Below are 25809 nucleotides of genomic sequence, written 5' to 3'. Positions count from 1 at the left end.
GCTCTGCATAATAGCAATGATAAATACACTTACCTTCACCCAATAATAGAAATAACTGAATTATGAACACGGATCAAAATAATTCTAGCTGCTCCGGTCCTTCTTCCTTCTCCGGTTCAGAACGGTCAGGGAAAGGCTTCACCGGCTGATCCAGCAGGTCCATCATCATCTGGGCATTCGCCGCTGCATCTCCACCGGAGTTGTTATTAAAAATAACATAGACATCCTTGCTCTGCTCCTGCAATTGCTCCAGATACCCTTTCCATTCCAACAATTCTTCCTTGTTGTAACGGTATAAATAACGGGTCTCGCGCCAATTAGGCGCACCATTCTGATGCCACCCGGACACATTGCGTCCGTGCATGCGAACCAGTGTCATCTCCGAATCCGTCGCCTGTGGCACGATGGGGATAGAACCTAGACCTGCCTGAGGTTCGTCACAGACACTGTGAATCCAGCCTTGCTCTTTCAGGAACGAAAGCGTCCGCTCGCGCATGTCACCTTCATACCAGCTACGATGACGGAATTCGAGGGCACACGGAATACCTTCCATTCGAAGTTTCACTTCACGAAGCTCTTTCACGTTGTCTTTATTGCACTCAAACCAAGGCGGATATTGAAACAAGGCTGCCTGCATCTTGCCGGCTTCAATGACCGGTTCCAGTGATTCCCGAAAAGCCTTATACATCTCCGACGTGCTGGTGAAGTAGGGCTTGCCCCGTAGATGTCCGGTCATTCCCTGATAGGCTTTGATGATAAAAGCAAAGGATTCGGGCGTCTCGGCAGCCCATCGTGCCATTCGATCCCGCGGCTGAACGGCGTAGAAGGAACTATCCACCTCCACGGTGGAGAAGTATTGTCCGTATAGACTGAGCTTGTCTTTGGCTTTGGTACGGTTTGGATAGAGATCTTCCTGATCCCCCCATCCGGTAAGTCCGATGTGAATCATAAGAACACCTCCTGTTGCTTTTTGAACAACCTCTTATTAATTAACCGATTTGCAGGCATATGTCTAACATTATATCGTGTGCATTTTGGCTCTTCAATGTTGGAAAATTACTGGAATTTTTTGAGTTTGCAGAATAAAGACGTTACAATACATTAAAGCTAGTGGAAATGATCAGGCCTGTACATAGCGTACTACAGATAGAGAGCCAGTGACCAAGTGGAGGGCGAGAATGGATGACGGAATGGTATGAAAAGAGTTTTGGAGAAGATTATCTTCTCGTATACAAGCACCGGGATGTGCAGGGTGCCCATCAGGAAGTACATAAAATGATTAATTGGTTGAAGCTTGAGCCCAATTCTGAAGTATTGGATCTATGCTGCGGTATGGGACGGCACTCCATGGCACTTGCTGATGCAGGATTGCGAGTGACCGGAGTTGATCTGTCCGATGTGCTTCTACATGAAGCGCGCCTAATGGACACCGAACACCGAGTATCTTGGTGTCACGCAGACATGCGTGAACTGCCGCTGAAAGGTGGCTTTGACGCTGTAGTTAATCTGTTCACATCGTTTGGTTATTTCCTGGAGGACGGAGAACAACTGAAAGTATTACGTGCCATTCATCGTATGCTTCGCCCGGGTGGCAGCTTTATAATTGATTTTATGAATACGGCTTATGTGACTCGGCATCTGGTGCAGCACTCCGTTCGAGAGGATGAGGGGCAGCGGATTGAGGAGTATCGCAAGATTGAGGAAGGGTTTGTGCAAAAGGAAATTCGCATTACGGATACCACATCCGGACATGAACCGCGGGTATATCAGGAACGTGTGAAGTTGTATACAAAGGATCAACTGAGTGAGCTGTTAAGTAAAGCTGAACTTCACGTAGATCAGGTACATGGCGGCTATGACGAAGAGAAATATGACGAGCAGACTTCTCCGCGTATGATTTTTGTTGGTCATCGTCCTGTGGAGTGAACAGAGACAGTCTGGAAGGGGGATAACATGAAGCGCACAGAAGAGATGCCCATGACAGAGGGTATACACCGGGTTAAGATCAGCATGTCGTTTCCCTTACGATGGGTGAACAGTTATGTGTTATCAGAATCGGATGGGAAGATAACTATTATAGATCCGGGACCGCGTAATTCGGAAACAGAACAGGAGTGGAGTGAAGCGCTGGCAGATCTTGGCCTGACCTTTAGCGATATTCGTCAGATTGTACTGACCCACCATCACCCCGATCATCTTGGGTTGTCGGGTTGGATGCAACAGATGACGGGGGCACCCGTTCGAATGTCCACACGCTCCTGCCAAGAGGCTGATTATATGTGGGGACCTGATTCACGTATTAATACATTATTACCTGATTATTATGGAAGCCACGGAATGCCGGAAGACAAGACTGAGCAGATACATGAACATATGAAGGCATTTACTTCGCAGATCACTCCACTTCCGAATGTCACACCCATTGAAGATGGCGAGTGGCTTAATATGGGCGGGAAACGTTGGGTTGCTGTGGAGACGGGGGGACATGCCCCAGGCCATTTATCCTTTTATGCGCCGGAGTCCATGGAGATTCTGTGCGGAGATGCAGTTTTGCCACAGATTTCACCGAATATCAGTCTGCAACCCGGCAGTGACCCTCAGCCATTATTGTCTTATATGGAAGGATTGCAACGTCTTGGGGAGCTGAATGTCAAGCAGGCGTATCCGGGGCATCGGAATCCTTTTGCCCAGTTCAACGAACGGACAGTTCAATTGCTGGCTCATCACGAGGAACGTCTTCAGAAGATGACGGAGCGAATTCAGGAGTCACCGGCGAATGCTTATGACATCTGTGTGCACATGTTTGGCAATCGGCTGGGTACCCATCAACTGCGGTTTGCCATGAGTGAGACGTTAGCCCATTTGCAGGAGTTAATTCGACGCGAACTAGTGAAGCAAGAGCAGCAACCGGATGGCACGTTCTATTTTCAAATCTAAACGGAATGATGATATCGATATGAAATGATAATACGATCTTATATAGAGGCTCGGGACAGGAAATTCACCTGTTCTGGGCCTTTTTAGCCTCTCTTAACGGTTCATTCATCTATTTTTAAGCCAGCGCGCCTATGATACATCTATGAACTTCGCTAGGGCATGTCTTGAGACACACCCTAAAGAAAGCAGGGAAGAGCGATGACCAGAAGAAAACGGAATCAATGGAGAAAATGGCAAGCTTCAGCGGCAGCAACGTTGACTGTGGCTGCACTTTTTCAATATGTAAGAACTTCGGATGCCTTTGATGTGGCCTATGCAGCAGCAAATGGCACAGATACAAGCGTTACTGCTTCAAGCCAAGTGGATACGCATGATGATGTGATGGATGAATGGATCAACAGTACAACGGACAGCAACAACTGGAACACGCAGGACAATGACAATAATGATAGTCAATATAATGGAACATCCGATAGCACACAAGCAGCTCGGCCAGATCAGAGCTCGAGTAACGAGGGGAATTATTCAGATTCTCAGCGTATCGGGCAAAATAACCAGGGTACAGACTCCGGATACAGCAGTGGCAACTATCAGTCACGTACAGGTGCATCATGAGCCGCACGGAGCAAGTTGCTCGTCCGCTCCGATTTCAATTCCGTGCGATGAACACGGATGTTGAAGTACAACTGTCCGCTGGGCGGGAAGAAGCTGAACATGCAGCAACCGTGGTGAAGAATTGGTTTGAGACGCAGGAGCAGCGCTTCAGCCGATTTGTTGCAGACAGTGAACTGAATCGTTTGAATGCTTCAACCGGATGGATGTCCATCTCCGCTGCGATGGATGAAGTTTTGAGTTTGGCCTATGGATATATTGGCCTGACCGAAGGGATTTTTCAACCGGGTATCTCGCAGGCTCTTCAGGCTTCGGGATATGATCTAAGCTTCGAGAAGGTGCAGCAACGACAATTGAAACGTCCATTAATTGAACGTGTATTGCGAACGAGAACACCTGAATCATCAGGAGGGATGGAAGATCGATATGACCACAGCCGTCCGAGCTGGATTCAGCGGGAAGGTAGCCGGATGGTTCATCTGGACCCCGGAGCTGAGTTGGACCTAGGAGGCATTGTTAAGGGCTGGGCAGTAGAGCGTATCGCAGACTGGTTGCAGCGAACATTGCGTATTCCAGCGGGGTTGATTAACGCGGGTGGAGATATTCAAGTATGGGGTTCACCAGACCATTCCCAATGGACCTTGCAAGTAGCAGATCCTTTGCAGAATCAGGGTGCTATGTCGGGAGCGATCCGTTTACAGCGAGGAGCTGTTGCCACTTCGGGTATTTCCCGCAGACAATGGCAGAATACGGATGGAAGCTTTGCACACCACCTCATTGACCCCCGGACGATGGAGCCGGCAGATACGGACGTATTGCAGTGTACCGTTCTGGGACAGCATGCTTCGCAATGCGAGATCATTGCCAAGACGGTATGCATTCTGGGGAGTGCCGAGGCGGTGGGCTGGTTAAACCGACATTACGATCGGCATGACGTCCTGTGGATGACACGGGATGGGAGTATTTATTTTAGAGGGAATACGGATACGCTTGCTGAGCATTGGCCCGGTTTTGATCCGGATCATCGCTTCAGTCTGATCTAGGACAAGTCTAACAGATATGGGGGAGCCGGTTATGGCACAATGGATTGTAGATTACCTGCCAACGTGGAATATCATTCGAATTAGTGGAATTGCTGCTTATGTGTTGCTCTTTGCCGGTGTGTTTCTGGGTATTGCGCAAGGGATGCCTATGGCCAAAGGCAAACCAAAAGCAGCCATGTTCAAATGGCATACCCGAACGACCTGGCTCGCCTTCGGACTTGGACTCGTGCACGCATTAACGTTATATATTGATCATTACAGCCCATTTACCTGGGGAGAACTTCTGATTCCTTTTACCGCCTCCGTACATCCGATCAGCAGTGGTCTGGGAACGTTAGCCTTCTACGGATTAGTGATTGTCCTGTTATCCAGTGATCTGCGGAACAAGCTGGGCCGTAAATGGTGGTTCATGTTCCACATGTTGTCCTATCCGGTGTTCATTGGTCTGCTGGTTCACGGCATGGTTACCGGAACGGATTCTGGCAACATCATCATGCGGATGATATATGTATTTACCGGACTGAGCATTCTCGGTATCACGGTTTTGCGTGGCATGTTGAGAGAACGTAAAGGCCCGGAAATCACGATTGGACCGAAACGTGCAACATCTGGTTCACCTTCCGAGCAGAATTGGGTTGAAGGTTTTGGTTTGGTGGGAACGGTACGACCTAAACATCTGAAATAATAACATGTGGATTATCCAATATGTATCGTTACACATGCAAAAAAGCGGCCATCAGGCCGCTTTTTCCATGAACAGTTATTTTATTGAACAGTCATTTCACGAAGCATCCATACACATGTCCAATGTTCCACATGACCTCAGATATGAAACGAGTTACGCATTATACAGCGTCATCACTAACAGGTTTTTCTCCCAGTGCTTCTTCAAGCTCGGATTGTTTGCGATGGGCGATCCGACTGCTCGCTGCTGATGCAATAGCACCGACAATATCATCAAAGAACGTGTGGACAGGGCCCAGGCTCTTGTCATTCAGTCGTTCAAGCACCCCTGGTTTTAGCTTGTCCACATAACCATAATTCGTAAATCCAATACTGCCATATACATTGACGATGGAGAATGCCAAAATCTCATCCACGCCATACAGTCCTTCATCGTTCTCAATCATCTCCTGCAAAGGAGATATGAGCTGCCCCTGTTCTGCCAGAATATCAAGCTGAATCCCGGTCAGAACAGCATTCTGTACCTCACGTTTACGGAGAACCATCTCCACATTTTCGATACATTCTTCCATCGTAAGACCTGGATAATATTTTTGCTGCAATAACATGACCAGTTCTGCGATCTCAGGGATCGTGACGCCCCGCTTATGCAGCCATTCCCTTGTGGCCTCCGCCACCTTGCGGCTATTCAGGCTGTAAGGGATTTTTTCTTGCTCAGGATGTTCCATGGGCGATTCCTCCTCTGAAGTTAGCAATGTCCCTACTCTTGCTTCCTAATACGTTATTAACCTGGTTTACGTTTCTTTAAGATAATAAAATTATAAGTTTCAGTGAAGTTGAACAATTCGATTAACACATGGAAATTTCAGCTAAACACGGTCTGTCTTCCGTGAAAGTGCGTTGATAGACATTTTTCTTATTATCTTTTAGTTATTTTTTGGACAAAGGCTCGTATACATGGTAGTACAAACTGTAAAAATGATGAGGGGGAACGTGATCATGAGAAAGATCCATTCTTTGCGTACGGTATCGGCAGCAGCGCTGCTGAGTATTCCTATGGTATTGTCAGGCTGCGGCATGTTTGGAGCACAGTCTTCCGAAGCTGTTGATCCACCACCGCCCATCCAGGAAGCAGCCATGATTCAAGCGGCCGAAGGGAATGGAGCACTCGCAATGCTCCCGTTAACGACGGTATATCTGCAAGACCAGCAGGGGCTGCTCGCTCCGGTATCCCTGACACTTCCTTCTGGAACAGACGCAAGCAGTCCAAAGACAGCTCTGGATACACTTGTCACAGGTGGGGCCTACGCGGGTATGCTACCTGAAGGATTCCAGGGCGTTCTCCCGCAGGGAACGGTTGTGCAGAATGTAACGATTCACGCGGATGACAAGCTGGCGGTTGTTGAGTTCTCGGGTAATTTTGCCAAGTATGATGCGAAGGAAGAACGGAAAATGCTAGAAGCTGTCACGTGGACATTGACGGGAACACCTGATGTGGAGAATGTGCAGATCTGGGTGGATGGCAAAAAGTTAACACAAATGCCTGTGAACAGTACGCCGTTGCCTGAACCGCTGAATCGGGCTGTGGGAATTAATCTGGATCTGGGTGATACGTTTGTGACGAATAGCAGCCCGGTCACGGTCTATTTCTCCGCTGCTTCGCCAGCAGGCATCCAATATTATGTTCCGGTGACACGTCTGGTTACACCTGGTGAAGATCGCGTGCAGGCAGCATTGAACGAACTCATCAAAGGACCTGACAAAGGTGGAGAACTGGAAGAGGTCATGACAGGCGGAACGGAGCTACAATCGGTCAAAACGGCAGAGGATGGCACGGTCACGGTTGCCTTGAAAGATGATATGTTTGCCGAAGGGGATATCGTGCCAAGCGAGCTGTTACAATCTGTCGTATTAACCACTGCGGAGAACACAGCCAGCAAGGATGCCAAAGTACAGATCGAATGGAATGGCCAAAAAACAGTCATGGGTGACGACAACAGGGATTACAGTGCGCCGGTTTCCAAGCCTGAATATATCAACGAAATTCCGATTTAATGAGCAAGGAATGCTTAAGGATGCTTTTAACCGAACTCTTTGGTAAAATATAAGGGATTAGTAAAAATACGTGTTCAAAAAGATCGGTTTTCAGTACCGAGAAGATGGGATGAAGCTAGAAATGGAGTAGCGGAGCGTAGGCAAACTACGTGAGCAACGGACATTTCGGCTGAATTCCATATTCGATGCTGATGATGCCTTAAGGCATTTTTCGTAATCAAAAGCGAGCTTTTTGAACAATCTCTAAAAGTGTGAATAAGTTCAACATTACAGGATGCTTAAGTCGTAGGAGGCAGAAAATATGAGATCAAACGGACGAACCAGCGAACAGCTGCGCCCGCTGAATTTAACAGTGAACACGAATAAATACGCCGAGGGCTCTGTACTGATTGAAGTTGGAGATACAAAGGTGATCTGTACAGCTACAGTAGAGGAACGTGTACCACCCTTTATGAAAGGGCAGGGTAAAGGCTGGGTAACAGCGGAATATTCCATGTTGCCACGTGCAACACATACCCGGAACCAACGTGAAGCCAATCGTGGCAAATTAACTGGACGCACCATGGAAATCCAGCGCCTGATTGGTCGGGCACTGCGCTCGGTAGTTAATCTGCAGGCTCTTGGTGAGCGTACGATTACCTTGGACTGTGATGTTATTCAAGCTGACGGAGGCACACGCACAACGTCCATTACTGGTGCGTTTGTAGCGCTGGCGCTTGCCGTGAACAAGATCTCCCAACAGCACAAACTGCAAGTGTTCCCGATTACGGATTTCATTGCCGCAGTAAGTGTGGGTGTTGTGGGTGAACAGCCTGTACTGGATCTGAACTATGATGAAGATTCCAAAGCCAAGGTAGACATGAATCTGGTGATGACAGGTGGCGGTAAATACGTCGAGCTTCAGGGAACAGGTGAGGAAGCACCATTTGATCGCCGTGAGCTGAACGCCATGTTGGAACTGGGCGAGCAGGGGATTTTGGAGATGATTGAGCGTCAAAAAGAAGTGCTTGGACCGATTGCGCTCAAGATCGGCGCGCGTGGATTAGGGGAAGCCTAAGATGAGTTTGGACAGCCCAATCCTCATTGTTGCAACCCGCAATGCGGGGAAAGTCCGTGAATTCGCTCATGCTTTCGCACCGCTTGGCAAAGAGGTTAAGAGCATGTTTGACTATCCGGAGCTGCCGGATGTGGTAGAAGATGGCGTAACGTTTGCGGAGAATGCCTGGAAGAAAGCCAAAGCGGTTGGTGATGCGCTTGGTTTGCCCGTTCTGGCAGATGATTCAGGTTTATGTGTAGACCTGTTGGATGGTGAGCCAGGGGTATATTCAGCGAGATATGCAGGCGAAGGAGCAACGGATGCACAGAATAATGGGAAGTTGCTGGAGACGCTGGAATCGTTGAAATCCGGTGAGGACACCGAGCAGCCGCTACTAAGTCCGGCTCGTTTCGTTTGTGCGCTGGTCCTGTACGATCCGACAACAGGTGATAAGTATGAATCAGAAGGCACTGCGGAAGGCTGGATTACGGCTCAAGCTGCAGGTGCTGGCGGTTTTGGATATGACCCACTCTTCTATGTACCTGAATACGAGATGACGATGGCAGAGCTGACGCTTGAGCAAAAACAGGCGATTAGCCACCGTGGTCACGCGCTGAGAGCGCTTGTATCCAGACTTGAAGGCTGAGACTAAACGAAACATCTTGATTTAACTTCATGATATGTGAACATCAAAGCGTTAATGGAAGGACAGAAGCATTCCGATGGGATGCTTCATCCGCCATTAACGCTTTTTCTATGAATTGAAGTGTTTGATCGGGTTTGGTGAGGGTCCATCCATATACCTAATTGAAGATAGATATTTCTGCGACTATACATCAGAACGTACGTTCTTGTACCTACATGAGGAATGGTTTACATTGCACGATTGGGAATCTCATTGGGACTGGAGTTGGAAGAAGTTGCAAGCCTTGTGTGGTATGGGTTAACATTCAAACTAACGAATCACATATGAACCTTAAACGGAGGGATCTACTCATGCAAGAAGTGAAGCTTGTTGTATCTTACGATGATTATGAGGACGGCATTCGTATGGAAAAATTAATTAAGGAACTGGCAGCTAAACCGGAGGCTAGCTCATTGGAAAGTCTGGTCATCGGAGATTGGGGACAGGCTTATGAAAATTCGCCTGACGAGTTCATAGGTACACTTGTCGAGTCTGCTCCAAGCTTTCCGTCATTGAAGAAACTGTTTATTGGAGATATGGGATTCGAAGAATGTGAAGTATCGTGGATTATCCAGACAAATCTCACACCACTGTTAGGTGCCTTTCCAGAATTAAAATCATTTTCTGTAATGGGCAGTAGCGGCCTCAGTCTGGAACCACTCCAGCATGCCAAGCTTGAAGAATTGATTATTATATGTGGTGGTCTCCCGAAAGAAGTGTTATCTTCAATCACCCATGCCAAGTTGCCTGAATTGCGTAAACTGGAACTGTACCTGGGTGTGGATAATTATGGTTTCAATGGATCACTTGAAGATGTGCTTCCTTTGCTAGAAAAAGGATTGTTTCCAAAGCTGGTTTACTTGGGTCTGAAAGACAGTGAAATTCAGGATGAGATTGCCAAAGCAGCAGCTGAAGCACCTATTCTGGATCAACTTGAAGTACTGGATCTATCGCAAGGAACGTTGTCCGATGAAGGGGCTGAAGCGTTACTTGCCAGTGACAAAATAAAGAAACTGAAACATCTTGATTTAAGTTACCATTACATGACCAATGAAATGATCAGTCGCTGGAACCGATCGGGTATATCTGTAGATGTTAGCGACCAGCAACAGAGTGATGAGGATGACTGGCGCTATCCATCGTTAACGGAATAGTCGATGTCAGGTGTAAAGGAAATGAATGAAAGCCTGCACCAGCCAATAGATGTGCATGGTCTAACACAAGATCAGCCCTTTTTATTGATCGGAAACCCTGATAACCGACGAACACAAGGGCTACAAGAGGCTAGGCATAGATTGGGTCTGAAACCTGCGGTTGTACTGCCATATGCTCAATTGCTGCAGAATTGGAGACACGGACGAACCATCGCTGATACAGTAGATTTCAATCTGCCTGTACCCCTGATTCGGATTGATGCTCCTGGTGAGGATTGGGACGTGGAGCGTGAACTACTGTTCCTTGGAGCTATGAATGATTCGTCAACATTAACGGCTGGGATGGGTACAGAAGCATTTTCCGCAGAACAGGCACTTGCGCTGGAACAGGAGTGGGGAAGAATCTACGCTCCCGCCCAGTGGTTTCGTGGCTGGAAAGCATGTTTGGATCGAATCGGCCGTGAGTCTCGGGAGATATGGTCTGAAGTCCGATTCATGAATGATCCCGCCGATATCCAATTGATGTTTGACAAGAGAACTTGTCAGCAACATCTATCTTCACATGGAGTTGATGTACCTCCGGCGCTGCAATTTTCGCAGCCAATCCGCGATTATATGGACCTGCGTAGCTCAATGAAGTCTGCCGAGATGCATCGTGTGTTTGTGAAGCTTGCGTACGGCTCCGGGGCTTCAGGAGTTGTTGCCTATCAAGTCAATCCCCGAACGGGTGATGAAATTGCTGTAACAACGATGGGAATGGAACAGTCGCGGGGCAAGACGATTTTCTTCAATGAAGGACGTCTACGCAAGTATACCCGCAGTGAAGAGATTGCTACGCTGATGAACTGGTTATGTGTAGAAGGTGCACAGATTGAACGATGGATGCCCAAAGCCACGCTTGATCAGCGAGCCTATGATATTCGCCAACTGGTTGCAGGTGGACAGGCAGGTCATGCGATTATGCGGTTGAGCCATACGCCAATTACCAATCTGCATCTGCGTAATGAACGTATGCTGCCTGCTGAAGCAGGCCTGGATGAACAGCGGATGTCGCTGATACGGTCGGCAGCGCAAGCAGCCATGTCTGCATTTCCCAACTCGTGGTCAGCCGGGATTGATGTGATGCTTACTAGTGGTTCGAATCCGCGTGCCTATGTGCTGGATGTGAATCCATTTGGAGATCTGTTATACAGGGTTGAGCATCATGGCCTCGGAACCTATGAGTGGGAAATGGAACTTTTACGAAAGGAGCCTATTCAACATGCCTGATATGAACACCATTGTGGGCTCCCATGATCTGTTAATGATTACGCTGGATACGCTACGCTATGACGTAGCCAAGCTGGAAGAGGAGAATTGTCCTAATCTGTGTGGTTCGGGTCCGTGGGAGAAGCGTCATACCCCAGGCAGTTTTACATATGCGGCACACCATGCTTTTTTTGGTGGTTTTATGCCGACTCCTGCCAATACAGATAAGGCATCTCATGTAAGGCTATTTCATTCCCGAAATACTGGGCTCAAAACACATCCGCACACCTGGCTGTTTGATACACCGGATATCGTATCCGGGTTCGCAGCTGAAGGTTACCGTACCATCTGTATTGGCGGCGTCATCTTTTTTACGAAAAAAAACCCGCTTGCGAAAGTATTGCCTGGCTATTTCCAACACAGCTACTGGAGAATGAACTTTGGGGTAACCAACCCCAAATCAACAGAGCATCAGGTACAGCATGCATTAAAGTTACTTGAACAGACAGCGCCGGATGAAAAGATATTTATGTTTTTGAACGTGTCTGCCATTCATGGACCCAATCGTTACTTTGTAGAAGGAGCGAAGGAGGACTCGGTGGAGACTCAACGTGCTGCACTTCGATATGTAGATGAGGCTCTTGGACCATTGTTCGAGGCGATGAGGAAACGCGCCCGGCCTGCGTATTGCCTGGCTTTTTCCGATCATGGTACAGCTTACGGTGAAGACGGGTATCAAGGACACCGGCTTGCGCATGATGTCGTCTGGACGGTGCCTTACCGTGAATTTTTAGTATAGAATGTATTGATCTTATGAGGACAACAACCGGAGACAGGAGGAAACCGATGGAGAAACAATCACAACATACGACAACAGGCCATTCCACACAGTCCGGATCCAATATGACTACAGGTCTCAGTGAAGTACTGGCATTCCCCTATCGTTCTTACTTATACTCTTATCCGCACAAGACCGCATATCGTGAGCTGGACCCACCGTTGCAGCTGGAGTCACTGTGGGAACGAGAGAATACCGATACGTATTTTTTATATATGCATATTCCCTTTTGTGCTGCTCGTTGCGGATTCTGTAATCTGTTCACACTGCCGGATCGACGGGAAGATACGCATGAACGCTATGTAGATGCGCTGGAACGTCAGGCGAAGCAGTGGGCACCTATTACATCTCGAAGACCGTATTCGCGGTTCGCGATTGGTGGGGGAACGCCTACATTATTAAATGAGGTTCAGTTGAATCGTCTGTTTGATATTGCTGAACATGTGATGGGGCTGGACCCTGCGCAAGCATCGATTTCGGTGGAAACGTCGCCGGATACCGTTACGGAAGCCAAGCTGGCCATCATGAAGGAACGAAGTGTGGATCGTATTAGTATGGGCATCCAGAGTTTTATTGAAGCTGAAGCATCTGCCATCTATCGTCCACAAAAACCGCAGGAGGTCGAACGAGCGCTTGAGAAGCTTACTCGGTATGATTTCCCATTGTTAAATCTGGATCTGATCTATGGTCTGCCGGGTCAAACGGTGGAATCGTGGATCTATTCATTGGAAAGAGTTCTGACCTACGAACCAGGCGAAATTTTTATCTATCCCCTGTATACACGGGAAAATACAATCGTGAAGCCTGATGATATTCGCCGTCAGGGACCGGACATACGGATGGAACTGTATAAAGCTGCACGTGAGACTTTGAAAAGTAAAGGTTATGTTCAATATTCGATGCGCAGATTTGCCAAAGAACAGTCGTCCTCCAAAGTGCTTCTGCCTTATAGTTGTCAGGAGGAGGGCATGGTTGGTCTGGGATGTGGCGCACGCTCTTATACAAGTGAAGTACATTATGCTTCCAAGTATGGCGTGAGTTACAAGGCGACGCAGAGCATCATTGCCGACTACGTGGCGACCGAGCGCTACGATGTGGCGGACTATGGCATCGTGTTAAGCCGTGAGGAACAGAGACGTCGCTTTATTCTGAAAGCCTTGCTGCATCGGGAGGGATTGACACTGTCTGACTACCAACAGCGCTTTGGTACCGATGTGATGTCCGACTATGTCTGGTTGGCAGAACTGTTGACAGAGGGCATGGCGGAGTTGGAGAGTGATGAGGGCAAGCAGGTGCTGCGTCTGACAGAAGAAGGACTGGGCTACTCCGATGCGATTGGAGATTGGCTTATATCTGCCGAAATCCGTGAACAGATGGAAGGGTTTGTTTTCTCATGAGAGCGACTTTGTATTATCGGGGGAAGTTGTCTTCCTGTAATTACGACTGTCCATACTGCCCGTTTAGCAAAACCGTGGATTCCAAAGAGACGTTGGAGGTGGATGAACAACAATTGCGTCAATTTGTGATTTGGGTCAGGGAGCAAGAGAGTGCCGGGCATCAATTTTCGATTTTCTTCAATCCCTACGGTGAAGCTTTGGTGCGTCGTTGGTACCGGGAAGCGATGGTTGAGCTGTCACATATGCCACATGTGGATAAAGTTGCAATTCAAACCAACCTGTCCGTCAAGCTGGAATGGGCGAGGGAGTTGGATGCGAATAAAGCAGCCTTTTGGGCGACGTATCATCCTCGTGAGACAAAAGAGGCTTCTTTTGTGAAACAATGTCTGACCTTGCGTCAGATGGGACTTGCTTTTAGTGTCGGTACTGTCGGACTCCGTAGTGCTTTCCCCGCAATCGAGTCCATGAGACAGGCTTTGCCGGATGATGTGTATATGTGGGTCAATGCCTTCAAAGATCGGCCCAAGTATTACACGCCGGAAGAGATTCAGTTTTTACGTGGGCTTGATCCGCTTTTTGAAGGTAATCTGCAGGATTATGAGAGCTTGGGCAAACGATGTGCTGCCGGTTCGGAAGTATTTTATGTACAGGGGTCCGGGCATGTGAAGCGGTGTTACAAGGATCGACGAATTATTGGGCATCTATATCGCGATGGTTTGCAGGCTTTGTCTGAGGATCGGCCTTGTCGCATGAAAAAATGTGGCTGTTACATCGGTTATATCCATATGGAGGATTCCCCGTTCAGAGAAACGTTTGGCAGCGGGCTGCTTGAACGTAATCCGGTATTGATCAATCGTTAACTTTGAATTGAAATGCGCTGAAATTGATAAAGACTTTACACCAGTAAGTACTGCTGGGTAAAGTCTTTTTTTTTATTTTGGTCTAACGATTCAAAATGTGTAATTTAGGATAAAAGAGATGTAGTATATTGTCGGTTAGATGTGCATAAAAACCTAAATAATAGTATAGGTAGATACTATAGACCTATATTTGAATGCGCAAATATGCTAACCTATTTTAAGTAGTCTCATATTTATCCATTTTTATTTGAAGTAATAAGGAGGGGAGATTTTAGCATTCAGATTGACTACATAATTCATGATTGAAATACATTGAAACGTATGGGGGAAATGAAATGAAAAGAGTATCCATTAGTAGGAAATTGCTTTTAGGTTTTGGTTCTGTACTTCTTTTATTGGTAGCCGTTGTAGTCATCTCATATACTCAGTTTATCTCGGTTGAGAAAACGTTTACGGATTTAATCCGGGAGCGTACCGCGAAACTGCTCACTATTAAAAACATGATCATCGATGTGAAATCCCAGCAGGTTGCTTTACGGAATTTTGTGACGGAAGAGAATGATCAAAGCGAGCAACAATTCAAGTCTTTTTATGAAGATTATCGTAAAACAAGCGAAGAATTAAGATCAGGGATTCAAACCCCAATGATGATTGATTTTCTGGATCGTTCAGACCGCAGTGCGGAGGAATATTATGCCTTTGGACAGAGTGTCATTGAATTGAAAAAACAAGGCAGAACTAGCGAGATCACAAGGATGCTGTTAGATACAGGTCCAACGATCATATCCGGATTTGAAGAAACGGTAACTGCCATGGAACAACATCAGCAAAATTCATTGGACACTGGCATTGTAAATGCCAATCAACTCATTCAAAAAGTACTTCGTTTAATCATGATCATTGGTATCATCTCGATCGTTTTAGGCGTGGTAATTGCATTGAGCATGGGGAGAATCATATCCAAACCAGTTGCACATGTGGCAAAGGCTGCAAGCCGAATTGCTGATGGAGACCTGACGGGTGAGGCGATTGTTGTTCGTAATCGGGATGAGATCGGAGAACTGGCGGAATCCTTCAACAAGATGATGGATAACTTGCGTCATTTAATCCATCAGGTGGGTCATAATGCAGATCGGGTAGCTGCTTCTTCTGAGGAGTTAACGGCAAGTACAGAGCAAACGGCGACAGCGACCGAACAGGTAGCTACAACGATGGAAGAGATTGCTACGGGTATGGATACGCAAGTGAGTATGGTTGGAGACGGGTTTCATACGATTAATGAATTGTCCACAGGCTTTCAGCAGATGACAGTGAATACACAAAATATGTCGGATGAAGCAACGAATGCGTCAGCGAAAACCATATCTGGTAATGATGCGGTTCAATCGGCTGTTGAGCAGATGAACTCCATTCATCACACTGTACATGTACTCGCTACGGTTATTGAAGAACTGGGAAATCATTCAGATGAGATTGGATCTATGGTTGAAAGTATCTCCGAAATATCGGCACAAACGAATCTGCTGTCTCTTAATGCGGCTATTGAAGCTGCAAGAGCAGGTGAGCATGGTCGTGGATTCGAGGTGGTTGCTACTGAGGTGCGCAAGCTGTCTGATCAATCTGCGAAATCAGCGGAACAGATCAGTGTACTCGTAGCTGCTATACGCAATGGCATGAATAATGCATCACAATCCATGGTAGAAGTAAACGCTGAGGTTCAGGAAGGCATAGAACTTGTCCGTAAAGCAGGAGGTACTTTTGAGGAGATTCGTGAAGCTGTCAGCAATGTCGCTGGTCAGACTCAGGAGGTATCTGCATCCATTGAACAAATGGCGGCGGGCGTGGAGCAGATCAATGTGTCGATGAAAACCATCATGGAAGTAACAGAGAATGCGGCTGCCGGAACAGAGGAAGTTAGTGCAACGTCCGAGGAACAACTGTCTGCCATGCAGGAAATCGCTTCGGCGGCTAATGACCTTTCCTCTATGGCGGAAGAGTTACAGGAGTCCGTTAGTAGATTTAAAGTGTAATCATGGATATACTTCTGGGTGAAGTTCAATATTTATGAATGATCATATCGTGTATTTAAAGAAGTGGGTGCCAAGAAGAACAACAGTTATGCTGTTCTTCTGGCACCCTTTTTTGATGAAGTAGCGATCAGTGGGTCATTCTAACGAATAGCGACTTTATATGTCCGCAACCAGGTATTGATCTGAGTCAGATAAGCAAATAACTGGGGACCCGACATTAACTGTCCAAACCAGGGGAGATTGGAAGCTGCATCTGGTGAAGACGCAAGATTCCGGATCTGAGTTTTGTCGATCAAAGGCAAAATCGGCGAAGTGGGATCATCCAGGATATCAAGTACCTGCTGTTTGACCGCGGCCAGATATTGCGGATTATGTGTTTTCGGATACGGACTCTTTTTGCGATATAACACATCGTCAGGCAGGACACCTTCGAGTGCTTTACGCAGAATACCTTTTTCCCGTCCACCCGTTATTTTCATTTCCCAAGGGATGTTAAACACATACTGGATCAGACGATGGTCACAGTAAGGTACCCGTACTTCCAGTCCTGCCCCCATGCTCATCCGGTCTTTGCGATCCAGAAGTGTAGGCATGAAACGTGTAATATTCAGGTAGGACATCACCCGCATTTGTGCAGCTTTACCTGTTTCCCCATCCAACAGAGGCACTTCAGCCACTGCATCCGAATAGCGGTCTGCCAAATAATCGAGTGGCCGAATCCATTCCCGGATATCCGGGGATAACAACGCTGCTCGCATATCAGGTGCTACAGACCACGGAAACGTACCGGAGTTCAGCATATCTTCTCGATGGAACCAGGGGTAACCGCCAAACACTTCATCCGCTGCTTCGCCTGAAATGGCAACGGTGGCCCCTTTTTTGATTTCTTTACAGAACAAATAGAGCGAGGAGTCTACATCTGCCATACCTGGCAGATCCCTGACTAACATGGCCTGTGTCAGTGCATGAATCAGTTCTCCGTTCTCAATCTCAATCCAGTGATGGTCGGTCTTGAGTTCATCCACCATTCGCTTAATCCAGGGTCCATCTGCACCCGGCTGAAAGGAATGCACCTGGAAATGCTTGGCGTTATCCACATAATCGACAGAATACGTACTGATTTGGCCTTGCCCGGTTCGCTTGTAATAATCAACGGCTAATGCAGACAAGGCGCTGGAGTCCAGTCCTCCTGATAAAAGAGAGCATACTGGAACATCCGAAGCCAACTGGCGCTCCAGTGTATCTTGCAAGAGAGAGCGTACCTCTGCTGCCGTCTCTTCCAGGTTATGTTCGTGGTTCTGGCTTTCCAGTTTCCAGTAGGCATAGGTTCGGATACCGTTTCGGTTATAGATCAGCGCGTGCGCAGGCTTGAGTTCGCTTAGTGAAGAGTATACGCCGTGTCCTGGTGTCCGTGCAGGCCCTACGATAAACACTTCGGCCAATCCTTCCGGGCCAACAGCGGCTTCCACATCAGGGTGAATAAGCAGAGCTTTGGGCTCTGAACCAAATACGAGAGTGTCTTTGTTATTACTGTAGAACAGAGGTTTCACGCCAAGGCGATCTCGTGCGATAAAAACCTGTTCGCGTCCCCCATCCCATATGGCAAAAGCAAAAATACCGTTAAACCGGTCAACACATGCCGGTCCCCACTCAATATAAGAGGCGAGCAACACTTCCGTATCACATTGCGTGCGGAACTGATGCCCCCGCTGGAGCAATTCCTTTTTCAACTCGGGTGCATTGTATAGTTCTCCGTTATACACGACGGTATAGGAGGTATCTCCCTGTAACGCATGCATGGGCTGTGCGCCGTTCTCGGGGTCCATTACACTAAGACGCCGATGTCCAAAGGCACAAGGATTGGAGATCCATGTACCTGAAGCGTCGGGCCCCCGGTTCGACAAGCTATCTGTCATACGGACCAGCAGCTCTGATTCCTGGGTCAAATCCCGATTCCACTGTATGAAGCCGGTAATACCGCACATGGTTTGTTCATCCTTTCTTGGTCGAGTCATTCATCCGTATGGTTGCTTAGTTACTGGCAACCAGCAAATGTTGTCTTTTCGTCAGAGGTCGTAACAAATATATGCCGAAAGCAGGCATAAAATGTCTGTCCTCTTCGGAAACTAGTTCTAGGGACAACGGCCTCAACATGCCTGTGAAGGAGAGAACATGCAATGGACAGTATGAAGTATTATGTGTCTGTCATGGGCCGCTCCGTTATTCCGGATCCGTCGGTAACATCATATGAATGGATCATTCAGGCAACGCCGCAGGAAGCGGAGCAATTACTGGGACTGCTGAGCCTCATGCAGGAAAAGGAGGAAGAGGCCTTTCCTGGCATGGTATTCCCATGGCCAGATACACCGGAGGAGTCCGTAAACCGAGCTTATGAAACGGTATTACAACAGGTGTATCGAGAGATTTACCGATTGGGCACACCAGAGACACGATACCAGATTGAACAAAGTACATGATAAGCACAAAGGAAAAGGAGCGCGATGACGAATGTATGCCATTCAAGATGCCAAAATACGCAGATTAACCGAGGTGGATGGATTGTCTTGTGCAGAGGTTGAAGTGCAGCCTGGAAATGCCGGAGATCCGTCGTTACTTGTATACGTGGCTTCAACACAGCCCGGAAATTCGCTGGAAGTTGTTCGGATTGTACGCAATCACTCCGATTCGGCGATCGACTGGTATAACAATAATATGCATACTGCGTTTGAAGAGGCGACAGATACCGCATTTGAGAACAGCGAAGGCATGACAGTCGAAGAAGATAAAGCTCGGTTTCAAAGTGAATTGTTTGCCTTTGGTTTGCTTGGTCCAACACTTCAGCGTTATCTGATCGGGCAGGCTTAACAGGTAACGCTCCAGCAACACATGTGGCGGATAGTGGGATAGAGTTCGATGTTGAGCTACATGTAGATGTGACCTGTTGCTGGTTGCTCTGACTGTATCTGTAACTGGAAAAACCCGCCGTTGTTGAACGGCGGGTTTTGTTATGCGATGGTCAGATCAGGTGGAGATGTGATCAAGCATACTCGCGCAGCACTTGAATCCCTTTAACCACATTGTACACAAAGCTTAATCCGTAAATCACAAAGAATAGAATGACAAACCCAACGGCAGAACCCAGACTATGCGCAGTTACGAAGAAATAAAATAACGGAATGGCAGCGAGAAAGGGGAATACATGTGAGAATAAGGCGCGTTTTGCATGTCCCTCAATGTAAGCATCCTTGGCAACAATCCATATAATGATCGGAAACAGGAACGGAGCAAAGAAAATACTGAAATAGGATAGGGCTGATAAAAGCTGTCTCATGACGATTCTCTCCTTCAATGGATCATTGAAATGTATGTATGCAAAAGATTACCCAGCAATTCTGACATTGAAAATGTCTGATGTTAATCTTACTCTAAATGTCCCAATCTCCTCAATATAACCTGGTTCAAGCTATCATATTCTCAAAGGGGCTGGAGTATGAGAATAACACCGAAAAGTACATTTATCGCCTTTGATTACGAATGATGCCTAGTGGCATCATCAACATCGAATATGGAATTCAGCCGAAATGAGCGGATGCTTACGAAGGTTGTTTCCTTTGGAAACAATGTAGTTGCTCACGTAGTTTGCCTACGCTCCGCTACTCCATTTCTAGCTTCATTCCATCTTCTCGGTACTGAAAACCGGACTTTTTGAGCCTGCATTTAAGTATAATTATTAATTTTTTTATAAAACTATTGAAAAATATAGAAATCAGAGTATAATAAGAACCGCGCCGAAAATTTATTATACATATTTGTCTCAGTAGCTCAGCTGGATAGAGCAACGCCCTTCTAAGGCGTCGGTCGGGGGTTCGAATCCCTCCTGGGACGTAAAAAAAGAAGAAGCTTCCTTTGGGAAGCTTCTTCTTTTTCGTTCAAGGGAAGAGAACCCCAATGGTTCGTCGAAGCATCCGCTTCGTTAGCGCTTTTATTGGTTATACCTATAAACAATATAGAATTTATATATTTATAGAATAAACAATTCTATGCCACAATGAGGATATCAATAACGGAAGCGACGGTGGTATCCATGAAATCATTAAATCAATGGCAAGCAGATGAGTATGACAACAAACTGGCTTTTGTGTACGGATACGGCAAAAATCTGATCTCTTGGCTTCAACCCCAAAAAGGGGAATACATTCTTGATCTGGGTTGTGGGACGGGGGATTTGACGCATGAAATTTCTCTGGCCGAAGCTGAAGTTATTGGCATGGATGCATCGACGGACATGATTCGCCGTGCGAGGAAGAAATTCCCTGAACTTGAGTTCGTGGAAGGAGACGGTCATCAGTTTGAGACGAATAGACTGTATGATGCCGTCTTCTCCAATGCAGCCCTGCACTGGATGCGAAGCCCGCGATTAGTGGTGGATAGTATATGGAAATCTTTGAAGCCTGGAGGGCGTTTTGTAGCAGAATTTGGTGGTAAAGGGAACGTGCAGACCATTGTGAATGCATTAGAGCAGGTTATGGAGCGAAACACGGGCATTCGTGCATCGGAACGCAACCCTTGGTACTTTCCTTCGATCGGAGAATATAGCCATATTTTAGAGCAACGTGGATTTGTGGTGCGACAGGCCTATCACTACGACCGTCCTACGAGACTGGCAGATGGTGAGCAGGGTATAGTAGGCTGGTTGGCTCATTTTGGAGGTGACTATTTTGCAGGCCTCAGTCATGAAGAGATACAACAAATATGCCATGAAACCAGTCAAATCGTGATGCCTCACCTTTGGAAAGAAGATGCGATGTATGCCGATTACAAGCGCCTGCGTATTGAAGCCGTGAAGCCAGAATAAAGTAAAATATCGCGATATGTAGCAATTTTATCGATGTTAAACGAATTCCGGTATTCTTTGTATACTAACCACGCTTCCCCTATACATCAAGAGCCTCTTTCGGATAAAGAGGCTCTTGGTCTTTTTTTTGATGCATTATTTTAGAAATGAAATATTCAAACGACAAATAATTACAAATGGATATTTTCATCATACTCAAGACCCATATAAGTAATTTCTATATCATATTTGTAAGTATTTAGAAGGAAAATGTGGTATTTTGATAGAATAATTTACCAAGGGTCAATCTTCTTGCAGATAGGCGGTGAAATTGGAGGCGTATTGCAGTACGCACAAACACAGCAGGAACCCATCATTTGGTGACGTATTCACATTTAAAAGGAGGGGCAAAGCCTTGAGTAAACGATTGATATCCACGTTATTAAGTGTTCTGATGGTCTTTTCCATTATTCTCCCCGCGGCTGGAGCCGCTCCCGCAGATTCAGTTATTCAGCTTGACAACTTACCCAGTACAGCCGAAGCCAAACAATGGAGAGAGATTCTTGCAGGACGGGAAGCAAAACTTGCCGCAGATCCATTTTTGGATAAAAGCTTGGAAGGTCTGGGTGGCGAGAACACCCGAGTAATCGTTGAGCTTTCCAATAAACCTGTTGCAGTAGCGCAAGGTGAATCAACCCTCTCCGGAAAATCTTTTACCTCCTCTATGGAAACAAAGGCTGTGACTCAAGTTGAGCAACAACAACAGTCATTTGTACATAGCCTCACTCAGAAGAAAATCAAACATGAAGTATTGGAAGAATATGCATATGCCCTGAATGGTGTAGCGATTGAGCTTAAAGGAAACCAGGTGGGACAATTGCTTCAAATACCTGGCGTGGTCAGCGTATATCCAGACCTTGAAGTTACAATAGCGCCCGAGACAGATGAAGTGAACCCGTACATGAAAGACACAGCTCCTTTTATTGGTGCACCTGAAGTATGGGATCTGGGTTACAAAGGAAATGGCATTAAAGTCGGCGTCATTGATACTGGGATTGACTATGAACATCCTAATTTGCAAGAAGCCTACAAAGGTGGATGGGATTTTGTTGGAAACGACAATGATCCGTATGAAACAACATATCAAGAATGGAAAGGATCGGGCGAGCCTGAGCTTAACGAGCTTGGAAGCCCCTATTACACATCTCACGGTACACACGTAGCGGGTACCGTTGCTGCTCGCGAAGCGGGGGACTACGGTATTGTTGGTGTTGCTCCTGAAGCAGATATCTATGCTTACCGTGTACTTGGACCGTATGGTAGTGGTCAAACCTCATGGGTACTCGGCGGAATTGATCGTTCTGTTCAAGATGGCATGGACGTAATTAATCTCTCGTTAGGTAACGCCGCCAACGACCCGAGTTATATCACTTCGGTTGCCCTGAACAATGCGATGTTGTCTGGTGTGACAGCGGTTGTAGCAAGTGGTAACAGTGGACCTAACCGTTATACACTCGGTTCTCCGGGTGCGTCTGCAATGGCCATTACGGTAGGTAACTCTACAGGACCGAGCCAGGTGATTACAGCCGATACTCACTTCTGGATTGGTGAGGAAGGCGAAGAGGCACAACCTGAACAACAACCGGTGCCAGAGGTTGAACAATCTCCTGAACTGGGTACAGCACCTGGAACAGAAGCACCAGAAGTTTCAGAGCAAGGTGTACCTGCAACTGCTGATGAGGAAAGTGCAGCGGCTGTGGAGGACACAGTTTCTAACGAAGCTGAAGTTCCGAATGTAGAAGAGGTTACAACAGAAGAAAATACTCCATCTGTATCACCTTCTGCACCCGTTGAAGCTTCTCCTGAAGCTGCTCCTGTGGAAGAAGAGTCTGTAATTGCTCCGACTGAAGCTCCACTGGCTATTACAGAGTCGGTTTACCGTCTGGATCTGATGGGATGGAGCCTTTCAGCGGACCCTGAAACTGTTTTGACAGGAAAATATGAGCTTGAATATGCAGCACTGGGTAAGCCAACTGATTTTGAAGGTAAAGATTTTACAGGTAAAGTGGCATTAATACAGCGTGGTGAACTCGCATTTGTAGAGAAAATCGCCAATGCTAAAGCAGCCGGAGCCTTGGCTGTTATTGTATATAACAACATTCCCGGTCCAATCGGTGTAAGTCTGGGCGATAACTTTGAACTCATTCCAACACTGAGCATGTCCAAGGAAGATGGAGATGTAATCAAGGCTGAGCTGGACGCAGGCCAAGCCGTTGAAGTGAGCTTTAGTGATTTTGAACGTTCCCAAACTCCGGGCGATGAAATGAGTTCATCCAGTTCACGTGGACCTGCAAAGGTAACACTGGACATCAAACCGGATATTGTTGCACCAGGTACAAGCATTTTGTCTACGATTCCTGCCTACGGCAAGGATGAGCCAGACGCAGATTACGCACAAGCTTATAATCGTAAATCAGGTACAAGTATGGCTACACCTCATGTAGCAGGTTTGATTGCGTTGCTGATCGAGAAGCATCCGGAATGGACACCATTTGATATCAAAGTTGCACTGATGAACAATAGTAAAGTACTGGATACAACCAAGTTTGATGTATTTGATCAAGGTGCTGGCCGTATTCAGGCTGTCAACACCATTGATCCTGCTGCTTTTGTCAAAGTGCTTGATGTGACTCAATACACAGAAAGTGGCTCTGTTGTTGAAAAGGAGAATATCACCGGAAGTATCAACTACGGTAATTTCTTAAGTACAGATGAAAAGACGATTACCAAAACGATTAAAGTTGAAGCGCTGAATGGTAGTGGCGGGGATTACACCGTAAATGTGAATCCAACTCGTAATGTCGCTGGTGTATCCGTTGCGGTAGACAAGAGTTCCTTCACACTGAATGGTGAGGAAGAACTTGCAGTAACAATCACCGTTCCAAGAGGGGTTACTGCGACTACAGAAGCACAAGGATACATTGAATTCTCAAACGGAACCAATACTTTTACTGTGCCATATGTTGCTCATTTCAACGTTACGTTGAGTGGGGTTAAATATATTGAAACCGTAAAAGGCACTGAAAAAAATCCATTCCACTATCCATTGAAGGCTGATGGTACGTTGGATACCCTTAATGTAGCGATGGAATTCTATAATCCGATGACTTTTGCCCTGATTGAGATCTATGATGGTCTTAATCCGGAAGGTGGATATTATCAAGATGGTTATATCGGCTCCATCTTTGGTAACTATTTTAACTTCAATGCCAATGCAAGATACAACCTTGCTTGGGACGGCTCATATGCAGATTACACAACCGATGAAGTGACTGAGATTCCGGATGGTTTATATACCGTAGACATCACTACGATTGGTACGGACGGCAAAACCTATAAGGAAGACACTTCGCCATTTTTGGTGAAAAAGACAGCTCCGGCTGTAACTGCACCAGAAGCGTTGGAGTTCAAAGAGGATGAGTCTGCTGTCCTTAACGGTAGCGTGGAAGACTTGTACTTCCGTGTAGCTCCTGCGCTTGCCAGCGGATGGGACATCACGTTTGATCCGGCAGCTTCCCTGGAAGCAACGTATGTTGTGAAAAAAGAGGATGGATCGGTTTATAAAGAAGGAGTCTTTGAAGTACAAGCTGATGGTACCTTCAACCTTTCTTTGGAGGGAATTGAAGCAGGCGAGTATGCTGTTGAACTTACAGTAAAAGACCAACAGGGGCTTTCGGGTACAGCCCATACGGCACTGAAATTGGAAGCCGTGGAGACCGAACCTGAAACTCCGGCAACCAAGGCCCCAGGTACGCCTGTATTGTCTCACAATAACTGGGTAGGCAACGGCTTACCAGAGGGCGCGTATATCGTTACAATGAACCTGTGGTGGGGCGAGAACGCAACTAGCTACAAGTTATATGAGGACGGGGTTTTGGTTGATACGCAGAAGCTGACTTACAACGCACCTTGGGCGCAGTTTGCTCAGACGAAGATCACGGGCAAAGCCAATGGCACGTATACGTACGTGGCTGAGCTGACTAACGACAAGGGAACAACGCGTAGTCAGACGTTGACTGTTCGGGTTACCAACGCAACGCCAGGCAAAGCGGTTCTTTCTCACGATAACTGGGATGGCGATGGCAATTATAAGGTGACCATGAACCTGTGGTGGGGGACCAACGCTACAGAGTATCGTCTCTATGAAAATGATAAGTTGATCGATACGCAAGAACTCCGTTCGGCTACACCTTATGCACAAAGTGCTGTGACTACACTGTCCGGGAAAACATCGGGCACGTATACGTATCGGGCAGAGTTAATTAACGCAGGCGGTGTTACCAGCACAGACACGATTAAGGTAAAAGTGAAGTAAGTTCATTCCTCATTGAAATTG

The 25809-nt window shown here is 46.8% G+C and carries 22 protein-coding genes and 1 tRNA gene; 19 read left to right on the top strand and 4 right to left on the bottom strand.

Annotated elements, in window-relative coordinates; all coding sequences use genetic code 11:
* Positions 1 to 73 precede the first annotated feature (73 nt).
* Complete coding sequence (locus MHH25_RS24195) at positions 74 to 949, bottom strand: DUF72 domain-containing protein (protein ID WP_100527765.1); 876 nt, start codon at positions 947 to 949, stop codon at positions 74 to 76.
* Positions 950 to 1182: 233 nt separating this feature from the next.
* Here MHH25_RS24195 and MHH25_RS24190 point away from each other — a divergent pair, with 233 nt between their 5' ends.
* From MHH25_RS24190 to MHH25_RS24170, 5 genes are all read left to right on the top strand, one after another.
* The gene (locus MHH25_RS24190; protein WP_340018351.1) at positions 1183 to 1926 is read left to right on the top strand and encodes a methyltransferase domain-containing protein; all 744 of its coding nucleotides are present in this window, start codon (positions 1183 to 1185) and stop codon (positions 1924 to 1926) included.
* Positions 1927 to 1953: 27 nt separating this feature from the next.
* Positions 1954 to 2937 (top strand): MBL fold metallo-hydrolase, encoded by a 984-nt coding sequence (locus tag MHH25_RS24185; RefSeq protein WP_340018350.1) that lies wholly within the window; start codon positions 1954 to 1956, stop codon positions 2935 to 2937.
* 198 nt (positions 2938 to 3135) lie between these two features.
* The gene (locus tag MHH25_RS24180; protein WP_036605873.1) at positions 3136 to 3552 is read left to right on the top strand and encodes a hypothetical protein; all 417 of its coding nucleotides are present in this window, start codon (positions 3136 to 3138) and stop codon (positions 3550 to 3552) included.
* Positions 3549 to 4592: an FAD:protein FMN transferase gene (locus MHH25_RS24175; protein WP_340018349.1), complete on the top strand. Its 1044-nt coding sequence runs from the start codon at positions 3549 to 3551 to the stop codon at positions 4590 to 4592. Before MHH25_RS24180 ends, MHH25_RS24175 begins: the two co-directional genes overlap by 4 nt.
* Positions 4593 to 4623: 31 nt before the next feature.
* Positions 4624 to 5277 (top strand): ferric reductase-like transmembrane domain-containing protein, encoded by a 654-nt coding sequence (locus MHH25_RS24170; RefSeq protein WP_340018348.1) that lies wholly within the window; start codon positions 4624 to 4626, stop codon positions 5275 to 5277.
* A 160-nt stretch (positions 5278 to 5437) separates the two neighbouring features.
* On the opposite strand, the gene MHH25_RS24165 is transcribed toward MHH25_RS24170, so the two are convergent.
* On the bottom strand, positions 5438 to 6004 hold the full coding sequence (locus tag MHH25_RS24165; protein WP_017692570.1) for a phosphatidylglycerophosphatase A: 567 nt from the start codon (positions 6002 to 6004) through the stop codon (positions 5438 to 5440).
* 271 nt (positions 6005 to 6275) lie between these two features.
* On the opposite strand from MHH25_RS24165, the gene MHH25_RS24160 reads away from it, so the two are divergent.
* From MHH25_RS24160 to MHH25_RS24120, 9 genes are all read left to right on the top strand, one after another.
* Complete coding sequence (locus MHH25_RS24160) at positions 6276 to 7331, top strand: GerMN domain-containing protein (RefSeq protein WP_047841205.1); 1056 nt, start codon at positions 6276 to 6278, stop codon at positions 7329 to 7331.
* Positions 7332 to 7632: 301 nt separating this feature from the next.
* A complete protein-coding gene (gene rph, locus MHH25_RS24155; protein ID WP_017692572.1) occupies positions 7633 to 8388 on the top strand; it encodes a ribonuclease PH in 756 nt (251 codons plus the stop codon).
* A 1-nt stretch (position 8389) separates the two neighbouring features.
* Positions 8390 to 9013, top strand: coding sequence for an XTP/dITP diphosphatase (locus MHH25_RS24150; protein ID WP_340018347.1), 624 nt, complete (start codon positions 8390 to 8392; stop codon positions 9011 to 9013).
* Between the two features lie 350 nt (positions 9014 to 9363).
* Positions 9364 to 10206 carry an STM4015 family protein gene (locus MHH25_RS24145; RefSeq protein ID WP_211084587.1) on the top strand — a complete coding sequence of 281 codons (843 nt, stop codon included), beginning with the start codon at positions 9364 to 9366 and terminating at the stop codon, positions 10204 to 10206.
* 21 nt (positions 10207 to 10227) lie between these two features.
* Positions 10228 to 11475: an STM4014 family protein gene (locus tag MHH25_RS24140; RefSeq protein WP_340018346.1), complete on the top strand. Its 1248-nt coding sequence runs from the start codon at positions 10228 to 10230 to the stop codon at positions 11473 to 11475.
* Positions 11468 to 12253, top strand: coding sequence for an STM4013/SEN3800 family hydrolase (locus MHH25_RS24135; protein ID WP_036605877.1), 786 nt, complete (start codon positions 11468 to 11470; stop codon positions 12251 to 12253). The genes MHH25_RS24140 and MHH25_RS24135 overlap by 8 nt, the downstream gene beginning before the upstream one ends.
* Before the next feature lie 104 nt (positions 12254 to 12357).
* Positions 12358 to 13689 (top strand): STM4012 family radical SAM protein, encoded by a 1332-nt coding sequence (locus MHH25_RS24130; protein WP_340020544.1) that lies wholly within the window; start codon positions 12358 to 12360, stop codon positions 13687 to 13689.
* Complete coding sequence (locus MHH25_RS24125) at positions 13686 to 14549, top strand: STM4011 family radical SAM protein (protein WP_340018345.1); 864 nt, start codon at positions 13686 to 13688, stop codon at positions 14547 to 14549. The genes MHH25_RS24130 and MHH25_RS24125 overlap by 4 nt, the downstream gene beginning before the upstream one ends.
* Before the next feature lie 335 nt (positions 14550 to 14884).
* Positions 14885 to 16579 (top strand): methyl-accepting chemotaxis protein, encoded by a 1695-nt coding sequence (locus MHH25_RS24120; protein WP_340018344.1) that lies wholly within the window; start codon positions 14885 to 14887, stop codon positions 16577 to 16579.
* A gap of 140 nt (positions 16580 to 16719) precedes the next feature.
* Here MHH25_RS24120 and asnB read toward each other — a convergent pair whose 3' ends face one another.
* Complete coding sequence (gene asnB / locus MHH25_RS24115; protein WP_340018343.1) at positions 16720 to 18564, bottom strand: asparagine synthase (glutamine-hydrolyzing); 1845 nt, start codon at positions 18562 to 18564, stop codon at positions 16720 to 16722.
* A 192-nt stretch (positions 18565 to 18756) separates the two neighbouring features.
* Between asnB and MHH25_RS24110 the strand changes: the two genes are divergently transcribed.
* The gene (locus tag MHH25_RS24110) at positions 18757 to 19056 is read left to right on the top strand and encodes a hypothetical protein (protein ID WP_017692581.1); all 300 of its coding nucleotides are present in this window, start codon (positions 18757 to 18759) and stop codon (positions 19054 to 19056) included.
* A 31-nt stretch (positions 19057 to 19087) separates the two neighbouring features.
* Positions 19088 to 19444 carry a hypothetical protein gene (locus MHH25_RS24105; protein ID WP_076211283.1) on the top strand — a complete coding sequence of 119 codons (357 nt, stop codon included), beginning with the start codon at positions 19088 to 19090 and terminating at the stop codon, positions 19442 to 19444.
* Positions 19445 to 19616: 172 nt separating this feature from the next.
* Here the strand turns inward: MHH25_RS24105 and MHH25_RS24100 are convergent, their stop codons facing one another.
* Positions 19617 to 19910, bottom strand: coding sequence for a DUF4870 domain-containing protein (locus MHH25_RS24100; protein ID WP_062837822.1), 294 nt, complete (start codon positions 19908 to 19910; stop codon positions 19617 to 19619).
* Positions 19911 to 20390: 480 nt separating this feature from the next.
* Here MHH25_RS24100 and MHH25_RS24095 point away from each other — a divergent pair.
* From MHH25_RS24095 to MHH25_RS24085, 3 genes are all read left to right on the top strand, one after another.
* Positions 20391 to 20464 (top strand) — tRNA-Arg (locus MHH25_RS24095).
* A 199-nt stretch (positions 20465 to 20663) separates the two neighbouring features.
* The gene (locus MHH25_RS24090; RefSeq protein ID WP_340018342.1) at positions 20664 to 21434 is read left to right on the top strand and encodes a methyltransferase domain-containing protein; all 771 of its coding nucleotides are present in this window, start codon (positions 20664 to 20666) and stop codon (positions 21432 to 21434) included.
* Between the two features lie 394 nt (positions 21435 to 21828).
* Positions 21829 to 25788 (top strand): S8 family serine peptidase, encoded by a 3960-nt coding sequence (locus MHH25_RS24085; RefSeq protein WP_340018341.1) that lies wholly within the window; start codon positions 21829 to 21831, stop codon positions 25786 to 25788.
* Positions 25789 to 25809: the final 21 nt, after the last annotated feature.

This window comes from Paenibacillus sp. FSL H3-0457, from assembly GCF_037981725.1.
Taxonomy (GTDB): domain Bacteria; phylum Bacillota; class Bacilli; order Paenibacillales; family Paenibacillaceae; genus Paenibacillus; species Paenibacillus amylolyticus.
This window is presented reverse-complemented; position numbering and strand designations above follow the sequence as displayed.

What these genes read in the sequence shown, in the direction of transcription:
- MHH25_RS24110 (WP_017692581.1), top strand. Translation starts at nt 18,757, where the DNA reads ATGGACAGTATGAAGTATTATGTGTCTGTCATGGGCCGCTCCGTTATT.
- MHH25_RS24190 (WP_340018351.1), top strand. Translation starts at nt 1,183, where the DNA reads ATGACGGAATGGTATGAAAAGAGTTTTGGAGAAGATTATCTTCTCGTA.
- MHH25_RS24090 (WP_340018342.1), top strand. Translation starts at nt 20,664, where the DNA reads ATGAAATCATTAAATCAATGGCAAGCAGATGAGTATGACAACAAACTG.
- MHH25_RS24170 (WP_340018348.1), top strand. Translation starts at nt 4,624, where the DNA reads ATGGCACAATGGATTGTAGATTACCTGCCAACGTGGAATATCATTCGA.
- MHH25_RS24160 (WP_047841205.1), top strand. Translation starts at nt 6,276, where the DNA reads ATGAGAAAGATCCATTCTTTGCGTACGGTATCGGCAGCAGCGCTGCTG.
- MHH25_RS24140 (WP_340018346.1), top strand. Translation starts at nt 10,228, where the DNA reads ATGAATGAAAGCCTGCACCAGCCAATAGATGTGCATGGTCTAACACAA.
- rph (WP_017692572.1), top strand. Translation starts at nt 7,633, where the DNA reads ATGAGATCAAACGGACGAACCAGCGAACAGCTGCGCCCGCTGAATTTA.
- MHH25_RS24100 (WP_062837822.1), bottom strand. Translation starts at nt 19,910, where the DNA reads ATGAGACAGCTTTTATCAGCCCTATCCTATTTCAGTATTTTCTTTGCT.
- MHH25_RS24125 (WP_340018345.1), top strand. Translation starts at nt 13,686, where the DNA reads ATGAGAGCGACTTTGTATTATCGGGGGAAGTTGTCTTCCTGTAATTAC.
- MHH25_RS24135 (WP_036605877.1), top strand. Translation starts at nt 11,468, where the DNA reads ATGCCTGATATGAACACCATTGTGGGCTCCCATGATCTGTTAATGATT.
- asnB (WP_340018343.1), bottom strand. Translation starts at nt 18,564, where the DNA reads ATGTGCGGTATTACCGGCTTCATACAGTGGAATCGGGATTTGACCCAG.
- MHH25_RS24120 (WP_340018344.1), top strand. Translation starts at nt 14,885, where the DNA reads ATGAAAAGAGTATCCATTAGTAGGAAATTGCTTTTAGGTTTTGGTTCT.
- MHH25_RS24105 (WP_076211283.1), top strand. Translation starts at nt 19,088, where the DNA reads ATGTATGCCATTCAAGATGCCAAAATACGCAGATTAACCGAGGTGGAT.
- MHH25_RS24195 (WP_100527765.1), bottom strand. Translation starts at nt 949, where the DNA reads ATGATTCACATCGGACTTACCGGATGGGGGGATCAGGAAGATCTCTAT.
- MHH25_RS24165 (WP_017692570.1), bottom strand. Translation starts at nt 6,004, where the DNA reads ATGGAACATCCTGAGCAAGAAAAAATCCCTTACAGCCTGAATAGCCGC.
- MHH25_RS24180 (WP_036605873.1), top strand. Translation starts at nt 3,136, where the DNA reads ATGACCAGAAGAAAACGGAATCAATGGAGAAAATGGCAAGCTTCAGCG.
- MHH25_RS24150 (WP_340018347.1), top strand. Translation starts at nt 8,390, where the DNA reads ATGAGTTTGGACAGCCCAATCCTCATTGTTGCAACCCGCAATGCGGGG.
- MHH25_RS24145 (WP_211084587.1), top strand. Translation starts at nt 9,364, where the DNA reads ATGCAAGAAGTGAAGCTTGTTGTATCTTACGATGATTATGAGGACGGC.
- MHH25_RS24130 (WP_340020544.1), top strand. Translation starts at nt 12,358, where the DNA reads ATGACTACAGGTCTCAGTGAAGTACTGGCATTCCCCTATCGTTCTTAC.
- MHH25_RS24175 (WP_340018349.1), top strand. Translation starts at nt 3,549, where the DNA reads ATGAGCCGCACGGAGCAAGTTGCTCGTCCGCTCCGATTTCAATTCCGT.
- MHH25_RS24185 (WP_340018350.1), top strand. Translation starts at nt 1,954, where the DNA reads ATGAAGCGCACAGAAGAGATGCCCATGACAGAGGGTATACACCGGGTT.